Origin of the sequence: Pseudoduganella sp., assembly GCF_041914865.1 — a bacterium.
Classification (GTDB): Bacteria; Pseudomonadota; Gammaproteobacteria; order Burkholderiales; family Burkholderiaceae_D; genus Rugamonas.
Map to the genome: position 1 here is coordinate 1 of NZ_JAYSCO010000020.1, position 23,892 is coordinate 23,892.

General features: G+C 65.8%; 26 protein-coding genes. 8 read left to right on the plus strand and 18 right to left on the minus strand.

Annotated elements, in window-relative coordinates:
* Positions 1-56: 56 nt before the first annotated feature.
* From ACE3TQ_RS11570 to ACE3TQ_RS11600, 7 genes are all read right to left on the minus strand, one after another.
* Positions 57-452, minus strand: a complete 396-nt coding sequence (locus ACE3TQ_RS11570) for an ExbD/TolR family protein (protein ID WP_374582328.1) — start codon at positions 450-452, stop codon at positions 57-59.
* A 94-nt stretch (positions 453-546) separates the two neighbouring features.
* A complete protein-coding gene (locus tag ACE3TQ_RS11575; RefSeq protein ID WP_374582329.1) occupies positions 547-1,275 on the minus strand; it encodes a sterol desaturase family protein in 729 nt (242 codons plus the stop codon).
* A 15-nt stretch (positions 1,276-1,290) separates the two neighbouring features.
* Complete coding sequence (gene xth, locus ACE3TQ_RS11580; protein ID WP_374582331.1) at positions 1,291-2,064, minus strand: exodeoxyribonuclease III; 774 nt, start codon at positions 2,062-2,064, stop codon at positions 1,291-1,293.
* A 16-nt stretch (positions 2,065-2,080) separates the two neighbouring features.
* Positions 2,081-2,620, minus strand: coding sequence for a GNAT family N-acetyltransferase (locus tag ACE3TQ_RS11585; protein ID WP_374582333.1), 540 nt, complete (start codon positions 2,618-2,620; stop codon positions 2,081-2,083).
* A complete protein-coding gene (locus ACE3TQ_RS11590) occupies positions 2,620-2,973 on the minus strand; it encodes a hypothetical protein (protein ID WP_374582335.1) in 354 nt (117 codons plus the stop codon). The genes ACE3TQ_RS11585 and ACE3TQ_RS11590 overlap by 1 nt, the downstream gene beginning before the upstream one ends.
* Positions 2,974-3,055: 82 nt before the next feature.
* The gene (locus ACE3TQ_RS11595; RefSeq protein WP_374582336.1) at positions 3,056-4,096 is read right to left on the minus strand and encodes an NADP-dependent oxidoreductase; all 1,041 of its coding nucleotides are present in this window, start codon (positions 4,094-4,096) and stop codon (positions 3,056-3,058) included.
* 89 nt (positions 4,097-4,185) lie between these two features.
* Positions 4,186-4,773, minus strand: coding sequence for a TetR/AcrR family transcriptional regulator (locus ACE3TQ_RS11600; protein WP_374582338.1), 588 nt, complete (start codon positions 4,771-4,773; stop codon positions 4,186-4,188).
* 85 nt (positions 4,774-4,858) lie between these two features.
* On the opposite strand from ACE3TQ_RS11600, the gene ACE3TQ_RS11605 reads away from it, so the two are divergent.
* Positions 4,859-5,302, plus strand: a complete 444-nt coding sequence (locus ACE3TQ_RS11605) for a DUF411 domain-containing protein (protein WP_374582339.1) — start codon at positions 4,859-4,861, stop codon at positions 5,300-5,302.
* Here ACE3TQ_RS11605 and ACE3TQ_RS11610 read toward each other — a convergent pair.
* Positions 5,299-5,658, minus strand: coding sequence for a hypothetical protein (locus tag ACE3TQ_RS11610; protein ID WP_374582340.1), 360 nt, complete (start codon positions 5,656-5,658; stop codon positions 5,299-5,301). The genes ACE3TQ_RS11605 and ACE3TQ_RS11610 overlap by 4 nt on opposite strands.
* Before the next feature lie 90 nt (positions 5,659-5,748).
* Between ACE3TQ_RS11610 and ACE3TQ_RS11615 the strand changes: the two genes are divergently transcribed.
* Both ACE3TQ_RS11615 and ACE3TQ_RS11620 read left to right on the plus strand, forming a co-directional pair.
* Positions 5,749-6,561 carry a ferritin-like domain-containing protein gene (locus ACE3TQ_RS11615; protein ID WP_374582341.1) on the plus strand — a complete coding sequence of 271 codons (813 nt, stop codon included), beginning with the start codon at positions 5,749-5,751 and terminating at the stop codon, positions 6,559-6,561.
* Between the two features lie 62 nt (positions 6,562-6,623).
* The gene (locus ACE3TQ_RS11620) at positions 6,624-8,090 is read left to right on the plus strand and encodes a DUF4832 domain-containing protein (protein WP_374582342.1); all 1,467 of its coding nucleotides are present in this window, start codon (positions 6,624-6,626) and stop codon (positions 8,088-8,090) included.
* Positions 8,091-8,099: 9 nt separating this feature from the next.
* On the opposite strand, the gene ACE3TQ_RS11625 is transcribed toward ACE3TQ_RS11620, so the two are convergent.
* Complete coding sequence (locus ACE3TQ_RS11625; protein WP_374582343.1) at positions 8,100-8,477, minus strand: GFA family protein; 378 nt, start codon at positions 8,475-8,477, stop codon at positions 8,100-8,102.
* A gap of 12 nt (positions 8,478-8,489) precedes the next feature.
* Entirely contained in the window at positions 8,490-8,741 is a 252-nt protein-coding gene (locus ACE3TQ_RS11630; protein ID WP_374582344.1) for a hypothetical protein, read from the minus strand.
* A 76-nt stretch (positions 8,742-8,817) separates the two neighbouring features.
* On the opposite strand from ACE3TQ_RS11630, the gene ACE3TQ_RS11635 reads away from it, so the two are divergent.
* Complete coding sequence (locus ACE3TQ_RS11635) at positions 8,818-9,147, plus strand: hypothetical protein (protein ID WP_374582345.1); 330 nt, start codon at positions 8,818-8,820, stop codon at positions 9,145-9,147.
* Positions 9,148-9,247: 100 nt separating this feature from the next.
* Here ACE3TQ_RS11635 and ACE3TQ_RS11640 read toward each other — a convergent pair whose 3' ends face one another.
* Positions 9,248-10,132: a hypothetical protein gene (locus ACE3TQ_RS11640; RefSeq protein WP_374582346.1), complete on the minus strand. Its 885-nt coding sequence runs from the start codon at positions 10,130-10,132 to the stop codon at positions 9,248-9,250.
* A 117-nt stretch (positions 10,133-10,249) separates the two neighbouring features.
* The gene (locus tag ACE3TQ_RS11645) at positions 10,250-10,729 is read right to left on the minus strand and encodes an Lrp/AsnC family transcriptional regulator (RefSeq protein ID WP_374582347.1); all 480 of its coding nucleotides are present in this window, start codon (positions 10,727-10,729) and stop codon (positions 10,250-10,252) included.
* Positions 10,730-10,853: 124 nt separating this feature from the next.
* On the opposite strand from ACE3TQ_RS11645, the gene ACE3TQ_RS11650 reads away from it, so the two are divergent.
* A complete protein-coding gene (locus ACE3TQ_RS11650) occupies positions 10,854-14,309 on the plus strand; it encodes an indolepyruvate ferredoxin oxidoreductase family protein (RefSeq protein ID WP_374582348.1) in 3,456 nt (1,151 codons plus the stop codon).
* An 80-nt stretch (positions 14,310-14,389) separates the two neighbouring features.
* Here ACE3TQ_RS11650 and ACE3TQ_RS11655 read toward each other — a convergent pair whose 3' ends face one another.
* Genes ACE3TQ_RS11655 through ACE3TQ_RS11670 form a run of 4 tightly spaced genes read right to left on the minus strand, consistent with a single transcriptional unit; the run spans position 14,390 to position 20,373 of the window.
* Positions 14,390-17,551 carry an efflux RND transporter permease subunit gene (locus tag ACE3TQ_RS11655; protein ID WP_374582349.1) on the minus strand — a complete coding sequence of 1,054 codons (3,162 nt, stop codon included), beginning with the start codon at positions 17,549-17,551 and terminating at the stop codon, positions 14,390-14,392.
* 9 nt (positions 17,552-17,560) lie between these two features.
* Entirely contained in the window at positions 17,561-18,778 is a 1,218-nt protein-coding gene (locus ACE3TQ_RS11660; protein WP_374582350.1) for an efflux RND transporter periplasmic adaptor subunit, read from the minus strand.
* The gene (locus tag ACE3TQ_RS11665) at positions 18,775-19,992 is read right to left on the minus strand and encodes a TolC family protein (protein ID WP_374582351.1); all 1,218 of its coding nucleotides are present in this window, start codon (positions 19,990-19,992) and stop codon (positions 18,775-18,777) included. Before ACE3TQ_RS11665 ends, ACE3TQ_RS11660 begins: the two co-directional genes overlap by 4 nt.
* 54 nt (positions 19,993-20,046) lie before the next feature.
* Positions 20,047-20,373 (minus strand): hypothetical protein, encoded by a 327-nt coding sequence (locus ACE3TQ_RS11670; RefSeq protein WP_374582352.1) that lies wholly within the window; start codon positions 20,371-20,373, stop codon positions 20,047-20,049.
* A gap of 131 nt (positions 20,374-20,504) precedes the next feature.
* Here ACE3TQ_RS11670 and ACE3TQ_RS11675 point away from each other — a divergent pair, with 131 nt between their 5' ends.
* Both ACE3TQ_RS11675 and ACE3TQ_RS11680 read left to right on the plus strand, forming a co-directional pair.
* On the plus strand, positions 20,505-21,341 hold the full coding sequence (locus tag ACE3TQ_RS11675) for a universal stress protein (RefSeq protein WP_374582353.1): 837 nt from the start codon (positions 20,505-20,507) through the stop codon (positions 21,339-21,341).
* A gap of 93 nt (positions 21,342-21,434) precedes the next feature.
* Entirely contained in the window at positions 21,435-21,803 is a 369-nt protein-coding gene (locus ACE3TQ_RS11680; RefSeq protein ID WP_374582355.1) for a hypothetical protein, read from the plus strand.
* 5 nt (positions 21,804-21,808) lie between these two features.
* Here ACE3TQ_RS11680 and hppD read toward each other — a convergent pair whose 3' ends face one another.
* Positions 21,809-22,876 (minus strand): 4-hydroxyphenylpyruvate dioxygenase, encoded by a 1,068-nt coding sequence (gene hppD, locus ACE3TQ_RS11685; protein ID WP_374582356.1) that lies wholly within the window; start codon positions 22,874-22,876, stop codon positions 21,809-21,811.
* A gap of 123 nt (positions 22,877-22,999) precedes the next feature.
* Between hppD and ACE3TQ_RS11690 the strand changes: the two genes are divergently transcribed.
* Entirely contained in the window at positions 23,000-23,521 is a 522-nt protein-coding gene (locus tag ACE3TQ_RS11690) for an Lrp/AsnC family transcriptional regulator (RefSeq protein WP_374582357.1), read from the plus strand.
* Positions 23,522-23,548: 27 nt separating this feature from the next.
* Here the strand turns inward: ACE3TQ_RS11690 and ACE3TQ_RS11695 are convergent, their stop codons facing one another.
* On the minus strand, positions 23,549-23,875 hold the full coding sequence (locus ACE3TQ_RS11695) for a copper-binding protein (protein ID WP_374582358.1): 327 nt from the start codon (positions 23,873-23,875) through the stop codon (positions 23,549-23,551).
* Positions 23,876-23,892 lie beyond the last annotated feature (17 nt).

The window sequence follows — 23,892 nt, forward strand, 5'->3', positions numbered from 1 at the left end:
ACAAAGTATGCGCGAAGCGCATACTTTGTCCGATTGTCAGACCTGACCCCGAATTTCTATTGGAAACGCTCGTTGCCGATGAGGGCGATGTTGCGGATGCCGTGGCGCTGGGCGGTGGAGAGGACGCCGACCACTACCTGGTACGGTGCAAGGCCGTTGGAGCGCAGCTGCACGCTGTCGTCGCTGGCCAGGGTGGACAGCTTTTCCTCCAGCGCGGCGCGACTGGCCAGCTGGGCGCCGTTCCACCAGAGCGTGCCGTCAAAATCAATCTCCAGTGTCTGCGCGACCGACTGCGTTGCTGCGCCGCCGCGCGGCATGTCCATGCCGATCGCGTGGTTCGCCTTGGGGATGGTGATGATCAGCATGATGATCAGGACCAGCATGACGTCGATCAGCGGCGTCATATTCAGCTGGTTCAGCGGCTCTGCTTCTTGCTCGCGTTGAAAACGCATACAGCCTCCTCTAGTTAGTCAAGTGAATGAACTCCGGAGTGAGGCCAATATACAACGCGTTTGATGCCGCAGCGCAAAGATTAGAGGTGGTTCTCTAATTCTTGTGCACGTCGCGGAACAGCAGCATGTCGGTGATGCGGGCCGATTTGTCGGCGTCGAAGCCAAGCTGCACGCGGCGTTCGGCGGGGTTGTCCCACGTGCCGAACAGCATGTCCCACAGCGGCAGGCCGTAGTTCTGCGCGTGGTGTTCGTAGGCGTGGTGCACGGTGTGCATTTCCGGGCGCTGCACGATGTAGCCGAGCCAGCGCGGCGTGCGCATATCGCTGTGCAGGAACAGGTCGAAGGCGCCGGTCAGCAGCAGCGCGATGGCGGCGGCGATGGGGCTGGCGCCCAGCACCAGGTAGCTGGAAAACGCGCTGATGATGACGGCGGCGGCGGTATCGAGCGGGTGCGCGTAGAACGCGGTCAGCGACTCGACGCGCAGCGCGCTGTGGTGCAGCTGGTGCGTCAGGCGCCACAGGAAATCGGAGGCGTGCGTGGCGCGGTGCCACCAGTAGAACACGAAGCTGGTGAGCAGGAAGCTGGCCAGGCCGACCACCCAATCGGGCATCACGGCGCCGGCGCGGAACCAGGCGAAGCGCTCGATCGATGCGGCGAAAAAATAGCCGACGGCGAGCGTGACGACGATGGTCGCGGCGCCCAGCGACAGGGCCAGGATCTGCCAGCGCTTGTCGCATTGGTTGCGCGATGCGGGGGCAATCACTTCGCGGCTGAACAGGCCGACAAACAGGAGGGCGAGAAAGGGGTAGGCATACAATTCCATCGCCGGATGATAGCACTACAGGTCCAGCTCGACCCAGGTGGGCGCGTGGTCGCTCGGCTTTTCGCGGCCGCGCACCATGCGGTCGACTTCGGCCTTGCGCAGTGCCGGCGCCAGCGTGCGGTTCAGCAGCAGGTGGTCGATGCGCAGGCCGGCGTCGCGCCCGAAGGCGTTGCGGAAGTAATCCCAAAAGGTATAAATCGTTTCGCCGGGATGCATGGCGCGCAGCGCGTCGGTCCAGCCCTGCGCCTGCAGGCGGGCGAAGGCGGCGCGCGTCTCGGGGCGGAACAGGGCGTCATCCAGCCAGCGCTCCGGCTTGTAGACATCGAGCTCGGTCGGCATGACGTTGTAGTCGCCAGCCATGATCACCGGCGTTTTCGATGCCACCAGTTCGGCGCCGCGCGCGATCAGGCGGTCGAACCATTTGAGTTTGTAATCGAACTTGGGGCCGGGCGCGGGGTTGCCGTTGGGGAGGTACAGGCAGCACACCATCAGCCCGCCCACCATGGCTTCGATGTAGCGGCTTTGCACGTCTTCCGGGTCGCCCGGCAGGCTGCGTCCCAGCTCCTGCGGGGTGCTGCCGCGCGCCAGGATGGCGACGCCGTTCCAGCTTTTCTGGCCGTGCCATACGGCGCCGTAGCCGGCGTCGTTGATGGCCGCTTCCGGGAATTTTTCGTGGGGCGACTTCAGTTCCTGCAGGCAGGCGACGTCCGGCTGGGTTTCATCCAGCCATTGCAGCAGCGCGGGCAGGCGCGCGCCGATTCCGTTGATGTTGAAGGTCGCAACTCGCATGGCGACCATTATGCGCTCAAGTTTGCGGGCGGCGCATCACGATTGCGGGCAGGCGTGCGCCGTCGCCGGCGGCAAAGTAGCCGGCGATCTCGCCGATCTCGCGGAAGCCTTCGGCCTGGTAGATGCGGCGCGCGGCTTGCCACTCAGGATTGACGATCAGTATGGCGCTGCGCAGGCGCGGCTGGCGCGCGAACATGGCGGCCAGGGCGTCGCTGAACAGGCGGCGCCCCCAGCCGGTGCCGCGCGTGGCGGGATCGACCACCATGGATGAGATATAGACTTCCTCGCCGTTGGCGTCGTGCGTCTCGGCGGCGGCGTGGTCGCGCGCGAAACGGGCCGGATCGACACCGGTTTGCAGCGGCCAGAACTCGGCGCACAGGTAGCCGTACAAACGCCCTGCTTCGCCGGCCAGCACCCAGCAGCCTTCCGGCGCGGCGCGCAGGCGCTCGGCGAAGGTGTGCTCGGTTTCCTGGATGGCGGCGGCAAAGCCGGCCCGCTCCAGGCGCATGATTTCGGCCATGTCGCCCGCCACGGCCAGGCGCAGGGTGTAGGACATTACTGCTGTTTCGGGCAAGCCTGGGCTACGCTGCGCACGCGGAAGGAAGCCACGGTGTCGCCTTCGGTCACGACCTTCAGGCAGTTGCCGTCGTACGAGACGAAGTAATGGGTGCAGTGGCCGCTGGCCGCTTCGCAGGAGCGCAGCTCGGGGAACTGGCCTTGCAGCTGGCGCTCCCATTCGGAAGCGGCGTTGCGGTGGTCGGGACGCCAGCCGGCGTCGATCACTTCTTTACGGGCCTTGGCGTACTTGACGCCGACCAGGGTGTCCCACATGCCGGCTGGCTGCGGTGCTGCCGCGACCGCGCCGGCCGCCAGGGCCAATACGGCGGCCACAAACTTAATTGCATTCATGAATAATTTATTTATATTATTAAGAACTAAACCAATTATGCCATGAGGCAACAAGCTCGGATAGCACTATCTTGCAACAAATTTAATCCCCGGCGACGCGCACCACCAGCTTGCCGAAATTGCTGCCTTGCAGCAGCCCGATCAGGCCCTGCGGCGCTTGCGGCAAGCCGTCCAGCACGTCCTCCACCACGCGGATCTTGCCCTCCCGCACCCAGGCTGTCATCTCGCGCAGGAAGTCCTCATGGCGCGTTGCGTAGTGGTCGAGGATCACCAGGCCCTGCATGCGGATGCGCTTCTGCAGGATGGTGGACATGACTTTCGGCAGCCGGTCCTGCCCTGGCGCCTGCGCCGCGCCCTGCTGGTTGTAGTGCGCGATGACGCCGATCACCGGCACGCGCGCGCCCACGTTCAGCAGCGGCAGCACGGCGTCGAACACGGCGCCGCCCACGTTCTCGAAATAGACGTCGATGCCCTGCGGCGCGGCCTGCGCCAGCTGCTGCGCCAGTTGCGGGTCGTGCCGGTCGAGCGCGACATCGAAGCCCAGCTGCTCCCGCGCGAAGCGCACCTTGTCGGCGCCGCCGGCGATGCCGATCACGCGCGCGCCCTTCAGGCGCGCCAGCTGGCCGACGATGGCGCCCACCGCGCCGGTGGCGGCGGCCACCACCACCGTGTCGCCCGGCTTGGGCTGGCCGATATCGAGCAGGCCGACGTAGGCCGTGAAGGCCGGCATGCCCAGGCCGCCCAGCGCCAGCGACGGCTGCGGCATATCGCCCAGGGGCCGCAAGTCGCTGCCGTCCGACAGCGCGTAGTCCTGCCAGCCCGCGTTGCCCAGCACGATCTCGCCGGGCTGGAAGCCGGGGTGGCGCGAGGCCACCACGCGGTTGACCGTGCCGCCCACCATCGGCGCGCCCAGCTCCACGCGCGGTGCGTAGGCCGGCCCGGTTTCGTTCATCAGTTCGCGCATGTACGGGTCGAGCGAGAGGTAAAGGGTGCGCAGCAGCACCTGCCCGGCTGCCGGTTCCGGCACCGGCGTTTGCTCCAGGCGGAAGTCGCCCGGCGTGGGCGCGCCCTGCGGACGTGCGGCCAGGACGATGCGGCGGTTGAGGGTGGCGGATTGGGTCATGATGCTTCTCCTTTTCAGTATTAGACCAGTCGTCTAGTTTTGAGCTACAAAAAAGGCGGGAGGCCACGATGGCGCCCCGCCCGATCCGGTTACTGCTTCAAGTCCAGCACTTGCCGGGTGCCCGCCATCGCCGTGTCGAGCGGCGCGCGGTCATGGTTGATCTTGGCCAGCAGGCTGGCGCCGACCCAGCTCTGGTACAGCGCCACCGCCAGCACTCTGGCATCCAGCCCCTGCGCCAGCGAGCCGTCCGCCGCGCCGCGCTCAATGCTCGCTTCAAGGCGCGCCAGGATGCCGCTGGTGCCTCGGTGCAGCGCGGCGCGCATGGCTTCGGACAGGTCCGACACTTCCGCGCCCAGTTTCACCGCCAGGCACTGGCCGTCCTCGCTCAGCTGGCACTCGAGCCAGTCGCCGAAATAGGCCAGCAAGGCCGCGCGGCCATCGGGCGCCTGCGCCATCAGCTGGTCGATATGCGCCAGGGTGCTGTCGAAATAGCTGTCGATGACGGCCGCGCCGAATGCCTCCTTGGAACCGAAGTAATGGTAGAAGGAGCCCTTGGGCACGCGCGCCGCCGCCAGGATTTCGGTCAGCCCGACACCGGTAAAGCCCTTGTCGCGGAACAGCGGCAACGCGACATCGATGATGCCCTGCCGTACGTCTGCATAGTTGGATGAAGTCATGCGGCACAGCCTAACCCGGATTAGACCGGTCGTCTAGAACTATTTTGATCCAGGTCATTCCCGTTCCGCCGCCGGCTATGGCACCATGCGCACCATGAAGATCCGTAAAACACTCCTGGCCGCGCTGCTGGCCATGCCGGTGCTGGCCATGGCGGCCGCGCCTGTGATCAACGTCTACAAGAGCGCGACCTGCGGCTGCTGCGAAGCCTGGGTCAAGCATCTGCGCGCAGCCGGCTTCAAGGTCGATGCGCACAACGTGGAAAACCCGTCCGACACGCGCGAAAAGATGGGCATCCCGGACCGCCTGGGCTCCTGCCATACCGCCGTGGTGGAAGGCTACGCGATCGAGGGCCACGTGCCGGCGGCCGAGATCAAACGCCTGCTGGCGGCCAAGCCGAAAGCCAAAGGCCTGGCGGTGCCGGCCATGCCGCTTGGTTCGCCGGGCATGGAGGGGCCGCGCAAGGACCCATACGACGTGCTGCTGGTGCTGCCGGACGGCTCCACCCGCGTCTACCAGCACTACAACTAAAGCACCGCCAGCAGCAGCAAGGCGAAACCGGCCAGCGCCACCGCGGCGTGGACCAGCATGATGCTATTGGGGATGAGCTGGCCCTTCTGGTGCCGGGCCAGGTTCAGCCACACGCCGCCGGCGGCGGCCAACACAAAGGCCAGCAGGCCGATTTCGGCCAGATCGGGCACGTGCGCGAAGATCGTCACATAAGCCAGCAAAGTCAGGCCGGCCGCTGCGATAAAGCCGTGCAGCAGCGCGATCCAGTGCGGCGGATTGGTGCGCGCGCCGACGCGCAGCAGGGCCATCACAATGCCGCCAGCAGCGGCCAGGCCGAGCAGTACGCAGGCGGAAAACAGGATGGTCTGGGTATCCATGCCGCCATTCTGCGCCCCGGCGGCGCGCGCGGACGGTGCGTTGCCACACCCACCTGCACTATACTGTCGGCCCCTGCCCGGAACCGAGAAATGCAAGCAAAGCCCGAACTCCGCAGCCTGGCGCTGCAATGCCTGGTCGAACCCGATCCCGCCGCCAAGACCGCCGCCGTGGCAGCCATGGCCGCCGCCTGGGCCGATGGCGCACTGGCGCTCGACACCACCACCCAGTTGCAGGCGCAGGAAGCAGCCATCCCCGGCCGCCCGGCGCGCCCGGAACTGGTGGCGCCGCGCCTGGTCGGACGCCGCTCCATGGCCACGCTGGAGGGCCGCGCCATGCTGGTGCATGCGCTGGCCCATATCGAGTTCAACGCCGTCAACCTGGCGCTGGACGCCATGTGGCGCTTCCCCGGCCTGCCCGCCCAGTACTACAGCGACTGGCTACGCGTGGCAAAGGAAGAGGCTTACCACTACTCGCTGCTGGCGGCGCACCTGGCCACCCTGGGCAGCGCCTACGGCGACTACAGCGCCCACGGCAGCCTGTGGGAAATGGTGGCCAAGACCACCGGCGACGCCATGGCGCGCATGGCCCTGGTGCCGCGCACGCTGGAAGCGCGCGGGCTGGACGCGATCCCGCCGCTGCGCGCCAAGCTGGCGCAGGCCGGCGACGAAGCGGCAGCGGCCATCCTCGACATCATCCTGCGCGACGAGATCGGCCATGTGGAAATCGGCAACCGCTGGTACGGCTACCTGTGCGGGCAGCGCGGCCTGGACCCGATCGCCACCTACGACCAGCTGGTGGTGCAATACAAGGCCACGGTGCGCGGCCCGTTCAATATCGAAGCGCGGCGCCAGGCCGGCTTCAGCGAAGCAGAAATGCAAGCCTTGTTTTACTACATTAAGTAAGTATTGCCGGCGCCAGGCGTGCGCACTATAGTTTCCGTACACCAACATCACGGGAGCCACCCATGCCGCGCCTGAACATCCTGCTCGCCGCCGCCCTGCTGGCCGCCAACGCGCCAGCGCTGGCAGCGCCGAAGTCCCTCACCAGCGCCGGCTGGACCGCCCTCAACGCCAGCCGCAGCTACAGCGCGATCCCGCTCGCCAGCGACGACACCATCAACCCGCTGCGCGGCTACTACCGCTGGCAGAACCAGGAGCTGGTGCCGCAAGCGGGGCCGGCCAGGGACGCCTACCGCCGCTATTACTGGAAAGACGTGGAAACGGCGCAAGGCCAGTACAATTTCAGCGCCATCCTGAACGACCTGGCCGCCGCCAAAAGCCAGGGCCGCAAGTTCGCCTTCCGCCTGCGCATGATGGCGGGCTACGACGACAACCAGCTGTACGCCCCGGCCTATATCGTCAACCACGCCAGCTGCACCGCCGGCTGCGGCTTCTGGGCCGACACCGACGCCGCCACGGCCGGCCTGACCTTCATCCCCGACTGGAACGACGCCTGGCTGCAGCAGCGGGCGCGCGCCATGCTGGCCGCGCTGGCCGCCGCGCTGGGGCCGGACAACCCGGACATCGCCTGGATCGACGTCGGCATGTACGGCCAGTACGGCGAATGGGCGGTGCGTTCCAGCGCCTATGCCAGCCCGCCGGCCGGCATCACGCCGGCCAGCAACGCCAGCAAGCGCGAATTCGCGAGAATGCACTTCGACGCCTTCCCCAACCAGCAGCACGTGATGTTCATCCCCTACTCCAACAAGGACGCGATGACCTACGGCATGCTGGAGCAAACCATCACCAGCAAGCCGGTCGGCCTGCGCGCCGATTGCCTGAGCCGCTACGGCTACTTCGACCAGTGGACCAACCGCCCGGCCGAATGGGCGGCCTTCGCCAGCCAGTGGCAGAAGGCGCCGGTGGTGTCGGAGTTCTGCCCCTTCACCAGCGGCGACCCGCAGGACAACCCGGCCACCGCACGCCAGCAGGCAGCCCTGTTCCACGTTTCGCTGGTCAGCAACGGCAACTTCCAGACCCAGCTGCCCGACGCGCAGCGCTGGCCGGGCCTGACGGCGGCCGAACAGAACGACTTGCTGATGCTGGGGCGCGAATCGGGCTACCGCTATGCGGTGGCCAGCAGCACGGTCAACCTCACCAGTGCCGGCGTGCTGACCTTGACCACGCAACTGCGCAACGACGGCAGCGCGCCGGCCTACGAGGCGTGGACGGTCAATGCGGAACTGGTGAACAGCGCAGGCGCCGTGGTATGGAGCGCACCGACGGCGGCCAACCTGAAATCGCTGGCCGGCGGCGGCACCAGCGCGGCCTGGCAAAACAGCTGGACGCTGCCAGCGCTGCCGGTTGGCGATTACACGCTGCGCCTGGCGGCGCGCGACGGCAGCGCCTCGCCGCGCGCACCGCTGAAATGGACGATCCATGAACGCGCCGCCGACGGCACGCTGGCGGTGGCGACGCTGAAGCGCCGCTAGGGCTGGCGCTTACGCCTTCGGCAGCCAGCGCGGCTTGGATTCCGGATGCAGCTCATGCTGCACCGGGCCATCGTATTCCGGCTCCAGCGTGCCGAGGGTGATGGCGATGCGGTCCGGCGATTCGGTGCTGCGCCAGGTCAGCGTGGAGCCGCACACCTTGCAGAAGCCACGCCGGCCGTGGTCGGACGAATGGTACTCCTGCACCAGGTCCGCGCCGCGTTCGTAACTGAAGCCCGCGCTGGCAACATTGGCATAAGTGCCAGAGGCCGCGCCATGCTGCTTCTGGCACATATGGCAGTAGCAATGGCTGGCGCCACGCAGTGTTTGTTTATCCGCCTTGTAGGCCACGCCGCCGCACAGGCAGCTGCCGCGCAAATACTCCGCCATGCTTGAATCCCCTCAAATGAAAGGCCAGCCCAGGATGCCTTTGATGTGCAGCACCGGACGCGCCACCATATACGCCAGCACCGTCGCCAGCATGGCCGGGCCAAGCAGCTCGCCGCCGAAACTGAGCCAGACGCCGGCCACCGCCAGCACCGCCATCAGCAGCATCAACCATACCTCAATGCTGGCGAAGAAGACGCCCGTTGCGCGCCAGGTCTGGCGCAGGATGGAAAGGAATTCCTGGAAGGAGGTCGGCTGCGGTTTCATGGGGAGTTGCGGTGCTGCGATTTCGTGGAAGGCGGAAATTATATATCATGTACTCCACCACCCCTGGGAGACGCACATGGCCACCGACGCGCTGCCGTTCCGCACCCTGCTCTACCGCTTTATCTTCTTCGACTGGCTGTTCAAGGATGTGAGCGCAGCGCGCAATGTGATCGAACGCCACGCGGCGCTGCAGCACAACAAATATATGAGCCGCTACCTGCCGATCTACTTCCGGCGCTGGACGGTGATGGCCACCTTCGACTTCGGCCTTGGCTTCCTGTTCGAGCGCGCGCTGCAGGCCACCATGGTGTCGGCCTATTTCTTCACCTGGTCCTGCCTGACCATGGCCGGCATGGTGGTGATTGCCGCCGCCTGGATCTTCCTCACCTTCGGCAGGCTGAGTTGACCGAAAATTGTGCAGCGCAATTATTTCCCGTCAAATCAGCAGCTTAGCGCGCAGTGGAATTCCTTGTTAACAGACTTTTCCACAGAAACCGTTAACAACTTCAGCCGAAGCGGGCCACGAATTCCTTGAACAGTTCTTCCACCAGCATTTCGTACTTGGCGATCTCGCCCGGACCATCCGGCGTTTGCCAATCGTTCTTCCAGGCCACCTGGCCGCCCTCCGGCAGGTCGACCTGCGCCATCACCACATCGTGCGGCGCATACTCCGCCGCCAGGCCCCAGTAGAAATCGCGGCGCAGCTGGCGCCGCACGGAGCTCAGGGCAAAGTCCACCAGCACCGCCTCATCGACGATGCAGACAGCGTGGCCCTCGATCTGGCCGGGTGCCGCATAGCCGGGCGTGCCGAGGTTGAAATTGAATTCCCGGGTCGCGATCGTGGCATGGCAAAACTCCACGCGCGCCTTGAAGCCATAAGCCGTGGCGATGCGTTTGACCAGCGACGCCATAAGGAAGCACACCGCGCCGTATTTGTGCAGGTGCACCCAGCCGATATCGTGGAAATGGTCGTACATCGTTTCCACCAGGTGATGCAGACGCTGGTCGTGCACGTCCGTGTACAGCTGGCGCACACGCAAATCCTTGCGCGGAATGAACACGCTCTCAAACTTGGACTGGTACTGCTTCAGCAGGTCCATGAAGCGCTGTGTCGGCACAATGCGCACGCTGTCGCTGGCGCTATCGGCCATAGCCTCCAGCAGGCCGGCCTGGACCAGGGCGCTGACACTTTGGCGGACGTCGGATTCAGAATGCGGCAAACCCTTGCAGAGTTCGCTCAGCGTTAATGACTTGTCGTTGAAACAATCGTTGCCAATCTTCAGGAAGAGGTCATACCCCACCATCGAACCCGACAGCGGAACATGCTGGACCAGCCAGTTCCTGATTTCGGCCACGTCTTGCAATAAAGATGGAACTCGCTCAATTTGCATGTGGCCTCCCTCACTGAAACTATGAAGCCCCGAGAGTTTGCTGCATCCGCACATGATAACTCAAGCGTGCGCATGTTTGGGATTGTAAGGGAATGTAACTAAGGGTTATACATATGATTACAGAAGTGGTGAAGGTCGCATCAATACTTGCTTTAGTGCAATACTCGATTTGATGTGCGCCACGCCGGGGATGCGGGTCAGCGTACGGGTCAGGAAATGCTGGTAGCCATCCAGGTCCGGCACCACCACGCGCAGGGTGTAATCAGCGTCGCCCGTCATCAGGAAGCAGCTCATCACCTCCGGCGAGAGCGCGATCTGCTCCTCGAAGCGCTGGATCACCTCCTCCGACTGGTTCACCAGCGTCACCGCCACGAACACGCTGACCTTGCCCGCCAGCCGCCCCTCATCCAGCTGCGCCACATAGCCCTTGATATAACCGCCCTCCTCCAGCTGGCGCACGCGGCGCAAGGTCGGCGTCAGCGACAGGCCGATTTTCTCCGCCAGCTCGCTCCAGGCCATGCGGCCATCGCGCGCCAGCAGCTGCATGATTTTGCGGTCGGTTTTATCCGGCCCAGCCGAAGTAGTTAATTCCACCATGATTCTTCGTTTTCTTAGTTAATTTCAACTAATGATCGCATAAAACGCTGGCAATTTCAGCGACATTCGCTCACCGCCTTGCCTTACCATCAGCGCTATTAAAAAAACATGACGAGACACCCACATGCAAGACACGATGTTCCTGAGCGGGATCCAGGCCCTGGTCCAGCTACCCATGCTGCAACGCCGCCGCGACCGCGCCGCCGGCCTGAACACCGCCGGCCTGGTTTCCGGCTACCGCGGCTCGCCGCTCGGCGCCTACGACCAGCAACTGTGGAAAGCCGCCAAACAGCTGGCCGAACACGACATCGTGTTCCAGCCCGGCCTGAATGAAGACCTGGCCGCCACCGCCCTGTGGGGCGCGCAGATGCACAAAGCCTACGGCGACACCAAGGTCGACGGCGTATTCGGCATCTGGTACGGCAAAGGCCCCGGCGTCGACCGCACCGGCGACGTGTTCCGCACCGCCAACATCATCGGCACCTCCGCCCTGGGCGGCGTGCTGGCCGTGTCCGGCGACGACCACGCCGCGCAATCGTCGATGTACCCGCACCAGACCGACGGCATCTTCCACGCCGCCTCCATCCCCGTGCTGCAACCGGCCAATGTGCGCGAAGTGATGGAACTGGGCCTGGCCGGCATCGCCATGTCGCGCTACTGCGGCCTGTGGGTCGGCCTGAAGACCATCGCCGAAGTGATTGAAACCGCCGCCACCGTCACGCTCGACGCCATGCCCAACTGGCGCACGCCCGGCCTGGCGCTGCCGCCGCATGGCCTGAACTGGGACCCGAAGCTGGCCTGGCCCGCCCAGCGCGCCGAACTGGAACGGCGCCTGATTGAAGAACGCCTGCCCGCCGCCCGCGCCTGGGCGCGCGCCAACGGCATCGACCGCACCATCATCGCCGCACCGCAGCGCCGCTTCGGCATCATCACCGTCGGCAAAGCGCACCAGGACTTCATGCAAGCGCTGGACGACATGCAGCTCACGCGCGACGACCTGGCCGGCATGGGCATCTCCCTCTACAAAGTCGCCATGAGCTGGCCGCTGGAAACGGACGGCGCCACCGCCTTCGCCGCCGGCCACGAAGAAGTGCTGGTGATCGAAGAAAAGCGCGCCAACGTCGAAACCCAGCTGAAAGACGCCCTGTACGGCCTGGCCATACGCCCCCGCATCACCGGCAAGACCGACGACACCGGCGCCGTGCTGCTGCCCGAGATATCCGAGTTCACCCCGCTGCTCGTCGCGCGCGCCGTCGCCCGCCGCTTCGGCGCCGCCCTGCCCATGCTGGCCGAACGCCTGGCCGCGCTGGACGCCGCCGCCGTCCCCGTGCCCGCCGCCGTGATCCCCGTGCGCGCACCCTACTTCTGCTCCGGCTGCCCGCACAACAGCTCCACCAAGACACCGGAAGGCTCGATCGCCGGCGGCGGCATCGGCTGCCACGTCATGTCGCTGGCCCAGCCCGAACTGAAGACCGGCACCTTCTCGCAGATGGGCGGCGAAGGCCTGCAATGGGTTGGCGCCGCACCGTTCTCCGGCACCGGCCACATCTTCCAGAACCTGGGCGACGGCACCTACCAGCACTCAGGCCTGCTCGCCATCCGCGCCGCCGTCGCCGCCAAGACCAACATCACCTACAAGATCCTGTACAACGACGCCGTCGCCATGACCGGCGGCCAGGCCGCCGAAGGCGTGATCGACCCGGCCCGCATCACCCGCCAGCTGCACGCCGAAGGCGTACAACGCATCGTGCTGGTATCCGACGACCCCGCGCGCTGGCGCAACGCAAGCGACAACGGCCTGGCCCCAGGCACCGACATCCACGACCGCAGCGAGCTCGATGCCGTACAGCGCATGCTGCGCGACGTACCCGGCGTCACCGCCATCGTCTACGAACAGACCTGCGCCGCAGAGAAACGCCGCCGCCGCAAGCGCAAAGCCATGCCCGACCCCGACCGCCGCCTGTTCATCAACGAACGCGTATGCGAAGGCTGCGGCGACTGCTCCGTGCAATCGAACTGCATCTCGGTCGAACCGCTGGAAACCGCCTACGGCCGCAAGCGCAAGATCAACCAGAACGCCTGCAACAAAGACTTCTCCTGCGTCAGCGGCTTCTGCCCAAGCTTCGTCGACATCGAAGGCCCGCGCCTGCGCAAGCCCGAAACCGAACGCCTGCAAGCGCTGGAAGCCGAACTGTCCGCCGCCCTGGTAGCGCCGCAAGTGCCAGCGCTGGACGGCCCCTTCAACGTCGTCGTCGCCGGCATTGGCGGCACCGGCGTACTGACCACCGGCGCCGTGCTGGGCGGCGCCGCCCACGTCGAAGGCAAAGCCTCCACCGTGCTCGACTTCACCGGCCTCGCGCAAAAGAACGGCGCCGTCGTCAGCCAGGTACGCCTGGCCCGCGAAGCCAGCCAGATCGGCGCCGTCCGCATCGGCCAAGGCGCCGCCGACCTGCTGCTCGGCGCCGACATGGTAGTCGCAGCCGCCGCCGACAACGCCGCCCGCCTGTCGCCGCAGCGCAGCGCCGCCGTGCTCAACCTCGACGAAACCCCGACCGCGCAGATCGTACGCCAGCGCGACGCCATCCAGCCCGTATCGCTGATGCGCGCCCGCATCAAACAACGCTGCCAGGAAGGCCGCTTCCACACCATCCACGCCAACGCCCTCGCGCAAGCCCTGTTCGGCGACACGGTGGTAGTACACACCCTGATGCTCGGCTTCGCCTGGCAGCACGGCCTGGTACCGCTGTCGCTGGAAGCCATCCAGCGCACGATCGAACTGAACGGCGCCGCCGTCCCCCTCAACCTGAGCGCCTTCAAATGGGGCCGCATCGCCGCCTGCAACCCCGGCCTGCTGGAACGCGTCCGCGCCGCCCCAGCGCCGGTCGCCATGGAAGCGCTGAGCCTCGACGAACTGGTAGCAAGCCGCATCACCGACCTCACCGCCTACCAGGACGCCGCGTACGCAGAGCGCTACCGCGCCCTGGTCGCCCGCGCCGCCGAAGCCGAACAGCGCGCCGCCCCCGGCCAGCAGGAATTCGCCCGCCAGGTCGCCATCAGCGCCTACCGCCTGATGGCCTACAAAGACGAATACGAAGTCGCCCGCCTGTACGGCAGCGACGAATTCCGCGCCAGCCTGGCCGCCCAATTCTCCGGCCACGGCAAAGTCTCGCTCTGGCTCGCCCCACCGCTGCTATCGCGCACAGACCCCGCCACCGGCCGCCCGCGCAAGCGCAAATTCGGCCCCTGGATTTTCAGCGCCATGCGCCTGCTGGCGCGCGGCAAAGTCCTGCGCGGCAGCGCCCTCGACGTCTTCGGCTACACCGAAGAACGCCGCAGCGAACGCGCCATGATCGCCCAGTTCACGCAACTGATCGAACAGGAATGCGCCGCCCTCGACGCCACCCGCTACCAACACGCCCTCGAACTGGCCCGCATGCCGCAGGAAGTGCGCGGCTACGGCCCGGTCAAACAGCAAGCCATGCAAGCCTACCAAGCCAAGCTCGAGCAATGGCAAAAACCGGTGCCAGGTCTGTCATTCGGACAGCCAAACCGTTCGTTTGATAATTCTCAATGCGCATAAGAAGAAAGTCCGCTAGATGCGGACTTTCTTTTTTGAGCCTAGCTGCTACCAGGGTTTTTATCGCCCTGGTTTGAGGCAGGTCAAAGGTGTGCGTCGGCTGTCCGAATGACAGACCTGGCACCGGTTTTGGCGTATGCGAGCTGGTAGAGCAGCGGCAATAGCAGCAGGGTCAGGGCGGTGGAGGAGAGGACGCCGCCGATCACGACCGTCGCCAGCGGGCGCTGCACTTCGGCGCCGGTGCCGGTGGCAATCGCCATCGGGACGAAGCCGAGTGAGGCGACCAGCGCTGTCATCAGCACCGGGCGCAGGCGCACCAGGGCGCCGTTGCGCACGGCGTCTGCCAGCGACATTCCCTGCTCGCGCAGGCTGCGGATGAAGGAGATCATCACCAGCCCGTTCAGCACAGCCACGCCGGATAGCGCGATGAAGCCTACCGCTGCCGAGATCGACATCGGTATGTCGCGCAGCCACAAGGCGAATATCCCGCCCGTCAAGGCGAAGGGGATGCCGGTGAAGACCAGCGCGCCATCCTTGGCGTTGTTGAACATCAGGAACAGCAGCGCGAACACCAGCGCAAGCGATGCGGGCACCACGACCTTCAGCCGCTGCGCGGCATTCTGCAGGTTTTCGAACTGTCCACCCCAGGCCAGCCAGTAGCCGGCCGGCAGTTTTACGCCTTTCAAAATGGCTTGCTGCGCTTCGGCGACGAAGGAGCCGATGTCGCGGTCCTGCATGTTGACCGTGACCACCACGCGCCGTTTGCCTTGTTCGCGGCTTAACTGGTTGGGGCCGGGCGTGGTGTCGAAACTGGCGATTTCGGCGAGCGTGACGAAACTGGGCCGCGCACCTTCGCGCTTGGGCAGCGGCACCGGCAGGCGCTTGAGCAGTTCGATGTCGGAGCGCAGCGCTTCCGGCAACCGCACCACGATGTCGAAGCGGCGGTCGCCTTCGAACATGGCGCCTGCTTCGCGCCCGGCGGTGGCGGTGGCGATCAGTTCCTGCACTTCGGCGATGTTAAGGCCCAGGCGGGCGGCGCGTTCGCGGTCGACCTGGATCTGCAGCATCGGCAGGCCTGTGGTCTGCTCGACCTTGACGCCGCTGGCGCCGGGGATCTTTTCCAGGATGGCGCCTATCTCGGCGGCTTTGGCGTCCAGCACCTCGAGGTCGTCGCCGAACACCTTCACGGCGACGTCGCTGCGCACGCCGGATATCAGCTCGTTCACGCGCAGCTGGATCGGCTGGCTGAATTCGTAGCTGTTGCCGGGCAGCTGTTCCAGCGTGGTGCGGATGGCGGCCAGCAGCTGCTCGCGGCTGCGCCTGGGCTTGGGCCAGTCCTTCTCCGCTTTCAGCATGATGTAGCCGTCCGATATGCTGGGCGGCATGGGGTCGGAGGCGATTTCGGCGGTGCCGGTGCGGGCGAAGACGGTGGCGATTTCGGGGAATTTGGCGAGCAGGGTCTTTTCGATCTGCTGCTGCATCTGCACCGATTGCGCTAAGCCGGTGCCGGGGATGCGTACGGTCAGCACGGCGAAGTCGCCTTCGTTCAGGTTGGGTACGAACTCTGTGCCGAGGCGGGTGGCGAGCAGTGCGGACAGCGCGAGCACCAGGCCGGCGGCGGTGAACACCACCGGTCGGTTGGCCATGACGTAGTCGAGGCAGGCGGCGTAGCGCTGTTTGATGGCGTGCATCAGGCGCCCTTCCCCTTCGCGTACGGTGCCGGTCATGAACAGGGCGACGGCGGCGGGGACGAAGGTGATCGAGAGCAGCATGGCGCCCAGCAGGGCTGCCACCACGGTGAAGGCCATGGGGTGGAACATCTTGCCTTCGATGCCGGACAGGACGAAGATCGGCAGGTAGACGATCATGATGATCAGTTGCCCGAACAGCAGCGGCCTGCGCGCTTCGTGGGCGGCGGCGAAGACTTCGGCGAAGCGTTCCTGGCGCGTGAGCGGGCGGCCGGCCAGTTGCTGGGCGTGCGCCAGGCGCCGTACGCAGTTCTCGACGATCACTACGGCGCCGTCGACGATGATGCCGAAGTCGAGCGCGCCCAGGCTGAGCAGGTTGGCGCTGACGTTGTTGGCGACCATGCCGGTGAAGGTGAACAGCATCGAGAGCGGGATCACCATGGCGGTGATCAGGGCGGCGCGCAGGTTGCCGAGGAAGAGGAACAGCACGCCGATCACGAGCACGGCGCCTTCCAGCAGGTTGCGCTTGACGGTGTCGATGGCTTTTTCCACCAGCACGGTGCGGTTGTAGACCGGCGTGGCGCTGACGCCGGGCGGCAGGCTGCGGTTGATCTCGACCATCTTGGCGTCGACCGCTTGCGCGACGGCGCGGCTGTTCTCGCCGATCAGCATGAAGACGGTGCCCAGCACGACTTCGCGGCCGTTGCGGGTGGCGGCGCCGGTGCGCAGTTCGGCGCCGATGCCGACCGTGGCGACGTCGGTGATGCGCACGGCGACGCCGTCGATCGTGGCGACCACGATATTGCCGATGTCGGCCACCGATTTCACTTGGCCGGGGGCGCGCAGCAGGTACTGTTCGCCTTCTTTCTCGATATAGCCGGCGCCGACGTTGCCGTTGTTGCGTTCCAGCGCGCCTACCACGTCGGACAAATTCAGGCCGTATGATGCCAGCTTGGCGGGCGTGGGGGCGACCAGGTATTCCTTGTCGTAGCCGCCGATCGAGTTGATCTCGGTGACGCCGGGTACGTTGCGCAGCTGCGGTTTGATGATCCAGTCCTGGATCTCGCGCAGGTCGGTCGGGGTGTAGGGTGTGCCGTCCGGTTTGCGGGCGTCGGGCTTGGCGTCCACCGTCCACAGGTAAATCTCGGACAGGCCGGTGGCGATGGGGCTCATGGTCGGCGTCAGGCCGGGCGGCAGCTGGCCGCGCGCGTCCTGGATGCGCTGGCTGACCAGCTGGCGTGCGAAGTGGATGTCGGTGCCGTCCTTGAAGACGACGGTGATCTGCGACAGGCCGTAGCGCGACAGGGAGCGCGTTTGCTCCAGCTTGGGCAGGCCGGCCATCAGCGATTCGATCGGGAAGGTGATGCGCTGCTCTACTTCCAGCGGCGAGTAGCCGGGGGCGGCGGTGTTGATCTGCACCTGGACGTTGGTGATGTCGGGTACGGCGTCGATCGGCAGCTTCTTGTAGCTGACGGCGCCCAGCACGGCCATGGCGGCGACGGCGAACATGACGAGCCAGCGGTGGCCTATGCAGGCCTGGATGATTTTGCTCAGCATGCGCGCTCCTCAGTCTTCATGCGCGGCGGCGCCTTTGCCCTGCTCCGCCTTGATGGTGAAGCTGTGGGCGGCGGCGTATTGGGCGTCTTTGCGCAGGCCGGAGGTGATCTCCACCAGCTTGCCGTCGGAACGGCCGACCGTGACCGGCATCGGCTGGAAGCCGTCTTTGACGCGCTGGAACACGACCTGGGTGCCGTTCAGCACTTGCAGCGCTTCCTTTTCCACGGCGACCGGCACTTCGGCCGAGCCGGTGACGATGTCGACGTCGACGAACAGGCCGGGGCGCCAGGCCAGCTTGGGGTTGTCCAGCACCACGCGGGCGCGCGCGGCGCGGGTTTGCTCGCCGATCAGGGCGCTGACGAAACTGACTTTGCCTTTGACGGCGGCATCGGAGGCGGCCGAGTGCAGCACGGCTTCGGTGTCGACCCGCACGATGTCGAGGTCCTTGGCGGGCACCACGACTTCGGCCCAGACCTGGCGCAGGTCGGAGACGGTGAACACCTTGGTCTCGGCGCCGACCGCTTCGCCGACGGCGATGTGCTTGTCGACGATCAGGCCGTCGAACGGGGCGCGGATTTCCAGCCGGTTGAAGGGGCCGCGGCCCGATCCGGTGGCGCCCAGCGCTACCAGCTTCTGGCGGGCGTTCTGCACGGCGATGGCGGCTTCCTGCCATTCCTGTTCGGCTTTCAGGTAGTCCTGGCGGGCGGAGACTTTGTCTTCCCACAGCTTTTTCTCGGACTCGTAGACCGCGCGTGCCAGTGCGGCGCGCTTTTCGGCGGCGGCCAGGCTGCTGCGCTGTTCGGAGACATCGGCGCTGGCGACCACGGCCAGCAGCTCGCCTTTGCGCACTTGCTGGCCCAGGTTGGCCTGCACTTCCTGCACGATGCCGTCCACGCGCGGGGTGACGTGGGCGGTGCGGTCTTCGTTCAGCTTGACTTCACCCGGCAGGCGGACAAACGTTTCCAGGCGGGCGGCGCCGGCGGTGCGCAGCTGGATGTCGGCGGCGGCGATCTGCGCATCGGTGAACGGGATCGCTTCTGAGTGGACGCCGGCGGCGCCATGCTCCTTGCCCTGCTCTTTGCCGTGCTCTTTTCCATGTTCCTCGCCGTGGGCTTCGCCTGCCTTGCCGCCGGTACCGCCAATACGGTCCCAGCCCAGCACTCCGCCGGCGAACAGGGCGGCCGCGGCCACCATGGCCGCGATGGTAGTCTTTTGACGCTTGTTCATTTCATTTCCTTGGTATCCGGCTTGCCAACCAGGCGCGAAAGATCGGCCTTGGCGCGGTAGAAGTCGGACAGCACGCGCAGGTGCTGGGCTTGCGCCTGCACCAGGGTGCGCTGGGCGTCCAGCACTTCCACGTAGTTGAATTTGCCCGCTTCAAAGCCTTTCAGGGCGGCTTCGGCGGCATAGCGGGCGCCGGGCAGCACGTCTTCGCGCACCAGGCGCTCCTGCTGCAGCGCGGCCTGCATGCGCGCGTGCGCCTGCTGCACTTCGGCGCGCACGCGCAGGCGCGTGGCTTCCAGCTCGGCGCGGGCTTTGTCGGCGCGCCGTTCGGCGGCCAGGATGGCGCCCTGGTTGCGGTTGAAAAGCGGCAGCGGCATGGAGATGCCGACGATGTTCTGCCGCACCCGTTCGCGCTCCGGGCCTTCGCGCTTGGTGCCGACGATCAGCGACACGTCGGGCACGCGCTGCGCGCGCTCCAGCTTCAGCGCGGCATTGCCGGCTTCCACTTCGACGGCGGCGCGGCCGATGGCGGGGGCGGCGTCGAGCAGCGCTTCCAGCTGCAGCGCCGAGGCTTCCGGTGCGCCGGGCGCGGCCAGCGGGCCGATCTCGCGCACTTCGCTGCCAAGCAGGCTGGCCAGCTGGCTGCGCGCTTCCTCCAGCTCCTTCTGCGCGGCCACGCCTTCGATGCGCCAGTTGGCTTCCGCCACGCGCGCCCTGGCCTCTTCCACCGGCGAGACCTTGCCGGCCTGGACGCGGCGCGCCGCCGCATCGCTGGAACGGCGCCCGCTTTCGCTCACTTGCGCCGCCAGCGCCACATGCTCTTGCGCCAGGTAGGCGGCGTGGAAGGCGGCGGCGACGTCGGCTTCGATGCGCGCGCGGCCGGCGGCCAGTTCCAGCGCAGCGGCGCGGCTGCCGATGCGGGCAGCTTCCATGCGGGCGGCGCGCTTGCCGCCCAGTTCCAGCGGGATTGCCAGCTGCACCGTGGACGCGCCACCTTCACTGGCGCGGCCTTCTCGCACGTATTCCAGCGAAGGGTTGGGCAGCAGCGCGGCCTGGCGCCCGGCCGCGTCGACGGCGCCGGCTTCCAGCTCCAGCGCTTTCAGTTCAGGGTTGCCCTGGCGCGCCTTGAGCAACGCGTCGGCCAGGGACATGGGTGGTTGCGCCCATGCGGGGGCCAGGCAGACGGCCGCCAGCAAGGGCATGCAAATTCTTTTCACGATATTGCTCCTTGATGATTGAAACGGAACGGCTGCACACGGCAGCCGGATCAATCACAGGAGCCAGTTGGGACGCGGAGGGAGGTCCGGAATGAAGGAATGGATCGTCGGCTCCGGCGGCTGCGCCGGGGCGATCGAGGTGGCTTGCGGGCTGGCTTCGTCCAGCACCGCGACAAACGGTGCATGCGAGTGGTGGCAGAAGTCGCAGCTGGTGCAGCAGGAAGCATCGTCGCCTGCGTCGGCGTCGGCGTCGGCTGCCACGGCATGTTCGGCGGCCTGCGTCACCTTGGCAGCCAGGCAGCAGCTATCGGCCGCCGCCAGGGTGACCTGGACCGGAAGCAGCATGAGCAGCAGGATGACAAGGAAGCGCCGGATATTCATAGCGCGACAATTATAGCAAGCTGTGCGCGATCCGGCGCAAGCCTGGCAATCCGGGCGCGCTTGATCCAGGTCATGGATCGGCCGCCGTCCCCTGGCGCAGACTGGTGCCAACATCAACGCAGGAGGAAACCATGACTTACCGGACTATCGTGGTCCATGTCGACCGCGCCGCCAACCTTGAAGCGCGCATCGCCCTGGCGGCTGCCCTGGCCGTGCGCGAGGAAGCGCACCTTGTCGGCGCCGCCATGACAGGCATGCCGCGCACCATGCTGGCGGGCCGGCCTTACGAGGGCAGCGGCCTGTTCATGGCTGATTATCTCCAGCGCGCCAAACAACGCGTGCAGGAGGACCTGGCCCGCTTCGACACGCTGGCGGAACGCCACGGCGTTACCTCGCGCGAGGTCCGCAGCAGCAATGATGAGGAGTATTCCGGTCTGTGCCTGCAGGCGCGCTATGCGGACCTGGTGGTGCTGGGCCAGGTGCGGCCGAGCGACAGCGGTGAAGGCAACCTGCTGCCGGACCTGCCCGACTATGTGGTGCTGAATTGCGGCCGTCCGGTGCTCCTGGTGCCGAGCGAAGGGCGCTTCCCCACCATCGGCAAGCGCGTGCTGGTGGCCTGGAACGGCAGCGTGGAAGCGGCGAAAGCAGTCAGCGCCGCCCTGCCCTTGCTGCGCAGCGCCGAGCGCGTAACGCTGGCCATCCTCGGCGGCAGCGCCGATGTGCTGGGCGAGGAGCCGGGTGCCGACATCGCGCTCTACCTGGCGCGCCATGGCGTGCGGGTCGAGGTGCTGCGCCGGCCGGAGGCGGCCGACCCTGGCGCGGCCATCATCGCGCTGGGCCAGGAACTGGAAACCGACTTGCTGGTGATGGGGGCCTATGGCCACAGCCGCTTCCGCGAAATGATGCTGGGCGGCGCCACCCGTACCGTCCTGGCAACGTCACCACTGCCGGTACTGATGGCCCACTAAATCTTCGGGAACTTTCGCGCATCCGACCTGTCCAATATCAAAACGGCTCTCTGCGTGCTGCTGCACAGTAGTTGCAACCACGCGGAGGCGACCATGGATCACGGAGAACATATTGCAAGTCTTGAGGCGAAAGTGGAAGCACACGATGAACTGTTCCGGCTCACGCACCATGAGCTGACGCGCCTGCATGAGGGGCTCGAGAAGCTGCGGGAACATTCCGACCGCGGCTTGGCTGAGCTGCGCGACCATACCGACCGTGGCCTGGCTGAGCTGCGCGCCGACAACAACCGGGCGCTGGCGGAGTTAAGGGACCACACGGATCGCGGCTTTGCCGAGCTACGGCAAAGCATCGAAGAGCTGCGCCGCGAGCAGGCGAAAATGAACCGCTGGCTGATCGGCATCACGCTGACTTACGGCACGGCCATCCTGGGCATGATGGCCCGGATGGCCGGCCCGTTCTGACGGTCTTAGGCAGTCAGCACGCCACGGCGCATCTGGTCCAGTTCAATCGACTCGAACAGCGCCTTGAAGTTGCCCTCGCCGAAGCCCTGGTTGCCCTTGCGCTGGATGAACTCGAAGAACACTGGGCCCAGCTGGTTTTCGGAGAAGATCTGCAGCAGCAGGTCGCCCGGTTTGCCGTCGATCAGGATCTTGCGGTCGCGCAGCGCCTGCACCGATTCGCCGTGGCCAGGGATGCGGCGGTCCACCAGCTCGTAATAAGTGTCGATGGTGTCGAGCAGCTTCACGCCCGATGCGCGCAGCTTGTCCACGGTCGAAAACAGGTCGTCGCTGCCCATTGCGATGTGCTGGATGCCTTCGCCGCGGTAGGCGTCCAGGTATTCCTGGATCTGGCCGGCGCGGTCGGTGCCTTCCTCATTGATCGGGATGCGCAGCTTGCCGCAAGGGCTGGTCATGGCTTTCGACTTGACGCCGGTGACCTGGCCTTCGATGTCGAAGTAGCGCACTTCGCGGAAGTTGAACAGGCGCTCGTAGAACTCGGCCCACTCGCCCATGCGGCCACGGTGCACATTGTGCGTCAGGTGGTCGATGTAGGTCAGGCCGTGGCCTTTCGGGTTCTGGTCCACGCCTGGAATCGGCTCGAAGTCCACATCGTAGATGCTGATGGCGCTGCTGCCGCTCCAGCGGTCGACGAAGTAGATCAGCGAGTCGCCGATGCCTTTGATGGCCGGCAGGTTCAGCTCCATCGGGCCGACCTTGCTCTCATAGCCCCAGGCGCCCAGTTTCAGCGCGCGCTTGTAGGCGTAGGCGGCGTCTTTCACGCGGAAGGCGATGGCGCACACGGACGGGCCGTGCAGCTCGGCGAAGCGCTGGGCGAAGGAGTCGCGCTCGGCGTTCAGCAGGAAGTTGATTTCGCCCTGGCGGTACAGGGTCACGTCCTTGCTGCGGTGGCGGGCGATGGCGGTGAAGCCCATCGCTTCAAATTTCTTGCCCATGGCGACTGGATCAGGTGCGGCGTACTCGATGAATTCGAAGCCGTCGGTGCCCATGGGGTTGTCCCACAAAGATTCGGTCATTTTTGCTGTCTCCGGAAATGAAATGGATACCGGATATACTACGCACCGATTCTGGATATTTTGCGCATAATGCGCTATTTCATAGGCCGATCTTGCGCATTTTGCGCATAACACAGGGATTTCATGATGATTACCGTCGACCGCCACGACCTTTCGCTGCTCAACGAACTGCAGCGCAACGGGGAAGCCACCAACGCCGCCCTGGCCGACATCCTGCACCTGTCGGTGTCGCAGGTCGGCCGCCGCGTGCAGCGCCTGCGCGAAGCGGGCATTATCGACCACTACGCAGCGGTGCTGGAGCCGGGCACGGTGGGGCTGGATGTGATGGCCTTCGTCCACATCACGCTCGACCGCCACGGCGAAAAGCGCGGCGATGCGTTCGAGCAGGCGATCCGCGACGTGCCGGAAGTGATGGAGTGTTTTTCGGTGACGGGCGAGGCGGACTATGTGGCGCGCGTGGTGTCGCACGACCTGGCCTCGTTTGCGGACCTGATGATGAAGGAGCTGCTGCTCCTGCCCGGCGTGGTGAATGTGAAGTCGAATATCGCGCTGAAGAAGATCAAGCAGTCGACCGTGCTGCCGCTGGAGCATATCGTGCGGCCGAACCCGCGCAAACAGCGCATCGAGTTCGCCCGCACGGCTTGAGGCTTACTTGGCGGCTTACTTGCCGGCTTACTTGGCGGCTTCGATGGCGGTGACCGTCATCGTCTTATCCACGGTGAAGCGCACCTTGTCGCCAGCCTGCACCTTGTCCAGCAGGGCCGCGTCTTTGACCTTGAACACCATCGTCATGGCGCCCATGCCCAGGTTTTTCAGTTCGCCGTGCTTGATGGTCAGCTTGCCGCTTGGCTTATCTACTTTCTTGATTTCGCCGTCGGTGGTGTCGCTGGCCGCGCTGGCCGCAGGCTGGCCGTGCGCATCGTGGCCGCTATGCTGCGCCATCGCCGGCGCGGCGGCCAGGCAGGATGCCGCCAGCAGGGTTGCAAGAATTGCTTTCATAAGGTCTCCAAATAAAA

Coding starts and splice junctions, on each gene's coding strand:
- ACE3TQ_RS11570 (WP_374582328.1), bottom strand. CDS start 452: ATGCGTTTTCAACGCGAGCAAGAAGCAGAGCCGCTGAACCAGCTGAAT.
- ACE3TQ_RS11575 (WP_374582329.1), bottom strand. CDS start 1,275: ATGGAATTGTATGCCTACCCCTTTCTCGCCCTCCTGTTTGTCGGCCTG.
- xth (WP_374582331.1), bottom strand. CDS start 2,064: ATGCGAGTTGCGACCTTCAACATCAACGGAATCGGCGCGCGCCTGCCC.
- ACE3TQ_RS11585 (WP_374582333.1), bottom strand. CDS start 2,620: ATGTCCTACACCCTGCGCCTGGCCGTGGCGGGCGACATGGCCGAAATC.
- ACE3TQ_RS11590 (WP_374582335.1), bottom strand. CDS start 2,973: ATGAATGCAATTAAGTTTGTGGCCGCCGTATTGGCCCTGGCGGCCGGC.
- ACE3TQ_RS11595 (WP_374582336.1), bottom strand. CDS start 4,096: ATGACCCAATCCGCCACCCTCAACCGCCGCATCGTCCTGGCCGCACGT.
- ACE3TQ_RS11600 (WP_374582338.1), bottom strand. CDS start 4,773: ATGACTTCATCCAACTATGCAGACGTACGGCAGGGCATCATCGATGTC.
- ACE3TQ_RS11605 (WP_374582339.1), top strand. CDS start 4,859: ATGCGCACCATGAAGATCCGTAAAACACTCCTGGCCGCGCTGCTGGCC.
- ACE3TQ_RS11610 (WP_374582340.1), bottom strand. CDS start 5,658: ATGGATACCCAGACCATCCTGTTTTCCGCCTGCGTACTGCTCGGCCTG.
- ACE3TQ_RS11615 (WP_374582341.1), top strand. CDS start 5,749: ATGCAAGCAAAGCCCGAACTCCGCAGCCTGGCGCTGCAATGCCTGGTC.
- ACE3TQ_RS11620 (WP_374582342.1), top strand. CDS start 6,624: ATGCCGCGCCTGAACATCCTGCTCGCCGCCGCCCTGCTGGCCGCCAAC.
- ACE3TQ_RS11625 (WP_374582343.1), bottom strand. CDS start 8,477: ATGGCGGAGTATTTGCGCGGCAGCTGCCTGTGCGGCGGCGTGGCCTAC.
- ACE3TQ_RS11630 (WP_374582344.1), bottom strand. CDS start 8,741: ATGAAACCGCAGCCGACCTCCTTCCAGGAATTCCTTTCCATCCTGCGC.
- ACE3TQ_RS11635 (WP_374582345.1), top strand. CDS start 8,818: ATGGCCACCGACGCGCTGCCGTTCCGCACCCTGCTCTACCGCTTTATC.
- ACE3TQ_RS11640 (WP_374582346.1), bottom strand. CDS start 10,132: ATGCAAATTGAGCGAGTTCCATCTTTATTGCAAGACGTGGCCGAAATC.
- ACE3TQ_RS11645 (WP_374582347.1), bottom strand. CDS start 10,729: ATGGTGGAATTAACTACTTCGGCTGGGCCGGATAAAACCGACCGCAAA.
- ACE3TQ_RS11650 (WP_374582348.1), top strand. CDS start 10,854: ATGCAAGACACGATGTTCCTGAGCGGGATCCAGGCCCTGGTCCAGCTA.
- ACE3TQ_RS11655 (WP_374582349.1), bottom strand. CDS start 17,551: ATGCTGAGCAAAATCATCCAGGCCTGCATAGGCCACCGCTGGCTCGTC.
- ACE3TQ_RS11660 (WP_374582350.1), bottom strand. CDS start 18,778: ATGAACAAGCGTCAAAAGACTACCATCGCGGCCATGGTGGCCGCGGCC.
- ACE3TQ_RS11670 (WP_374582352.1), bottom strand. CDS start 20,373: ATGAATATCCGGCGCTTCCTTGTCATCCTGCTGCTCATGCTGCTTCCG.
- ACE3TQ_RS11675 (WP_374582353.1), top strand. CDS start 20,505: ATGACTTACCGGACTATCGTGGTCCATGTCGACCGCGCCGCCAACCTT.
- ACE3TQ_RS11680 (WP_374582355.1), top strand. CDS start 21,435: ATGGATCACGGAGAACATATTGCAAGTCTTGAGGCGAAAGTGGAAGCA.
- hppD (WP_374582356.1), bottom strand. CDS start 22,876: ATGACCGAATCTTTGTGGGACAACCCCATGGGCACCGACGGCTTCGAA.
- ACE3TQ_RS11690 (WP_374582357.1), top strand. CDS start 23,000: ATGATGATTACCGTCGACCGCCACGACCTTTCGCTGCTCAACGAACTG.
- ACE3TQ_RS11695 (WP_374582358.1), bottom strand. CDS start 23,875: ATGAAAGCAATTCTTGCAACCCTGCTGGCGGCATCCTGCCTGGCCGCC.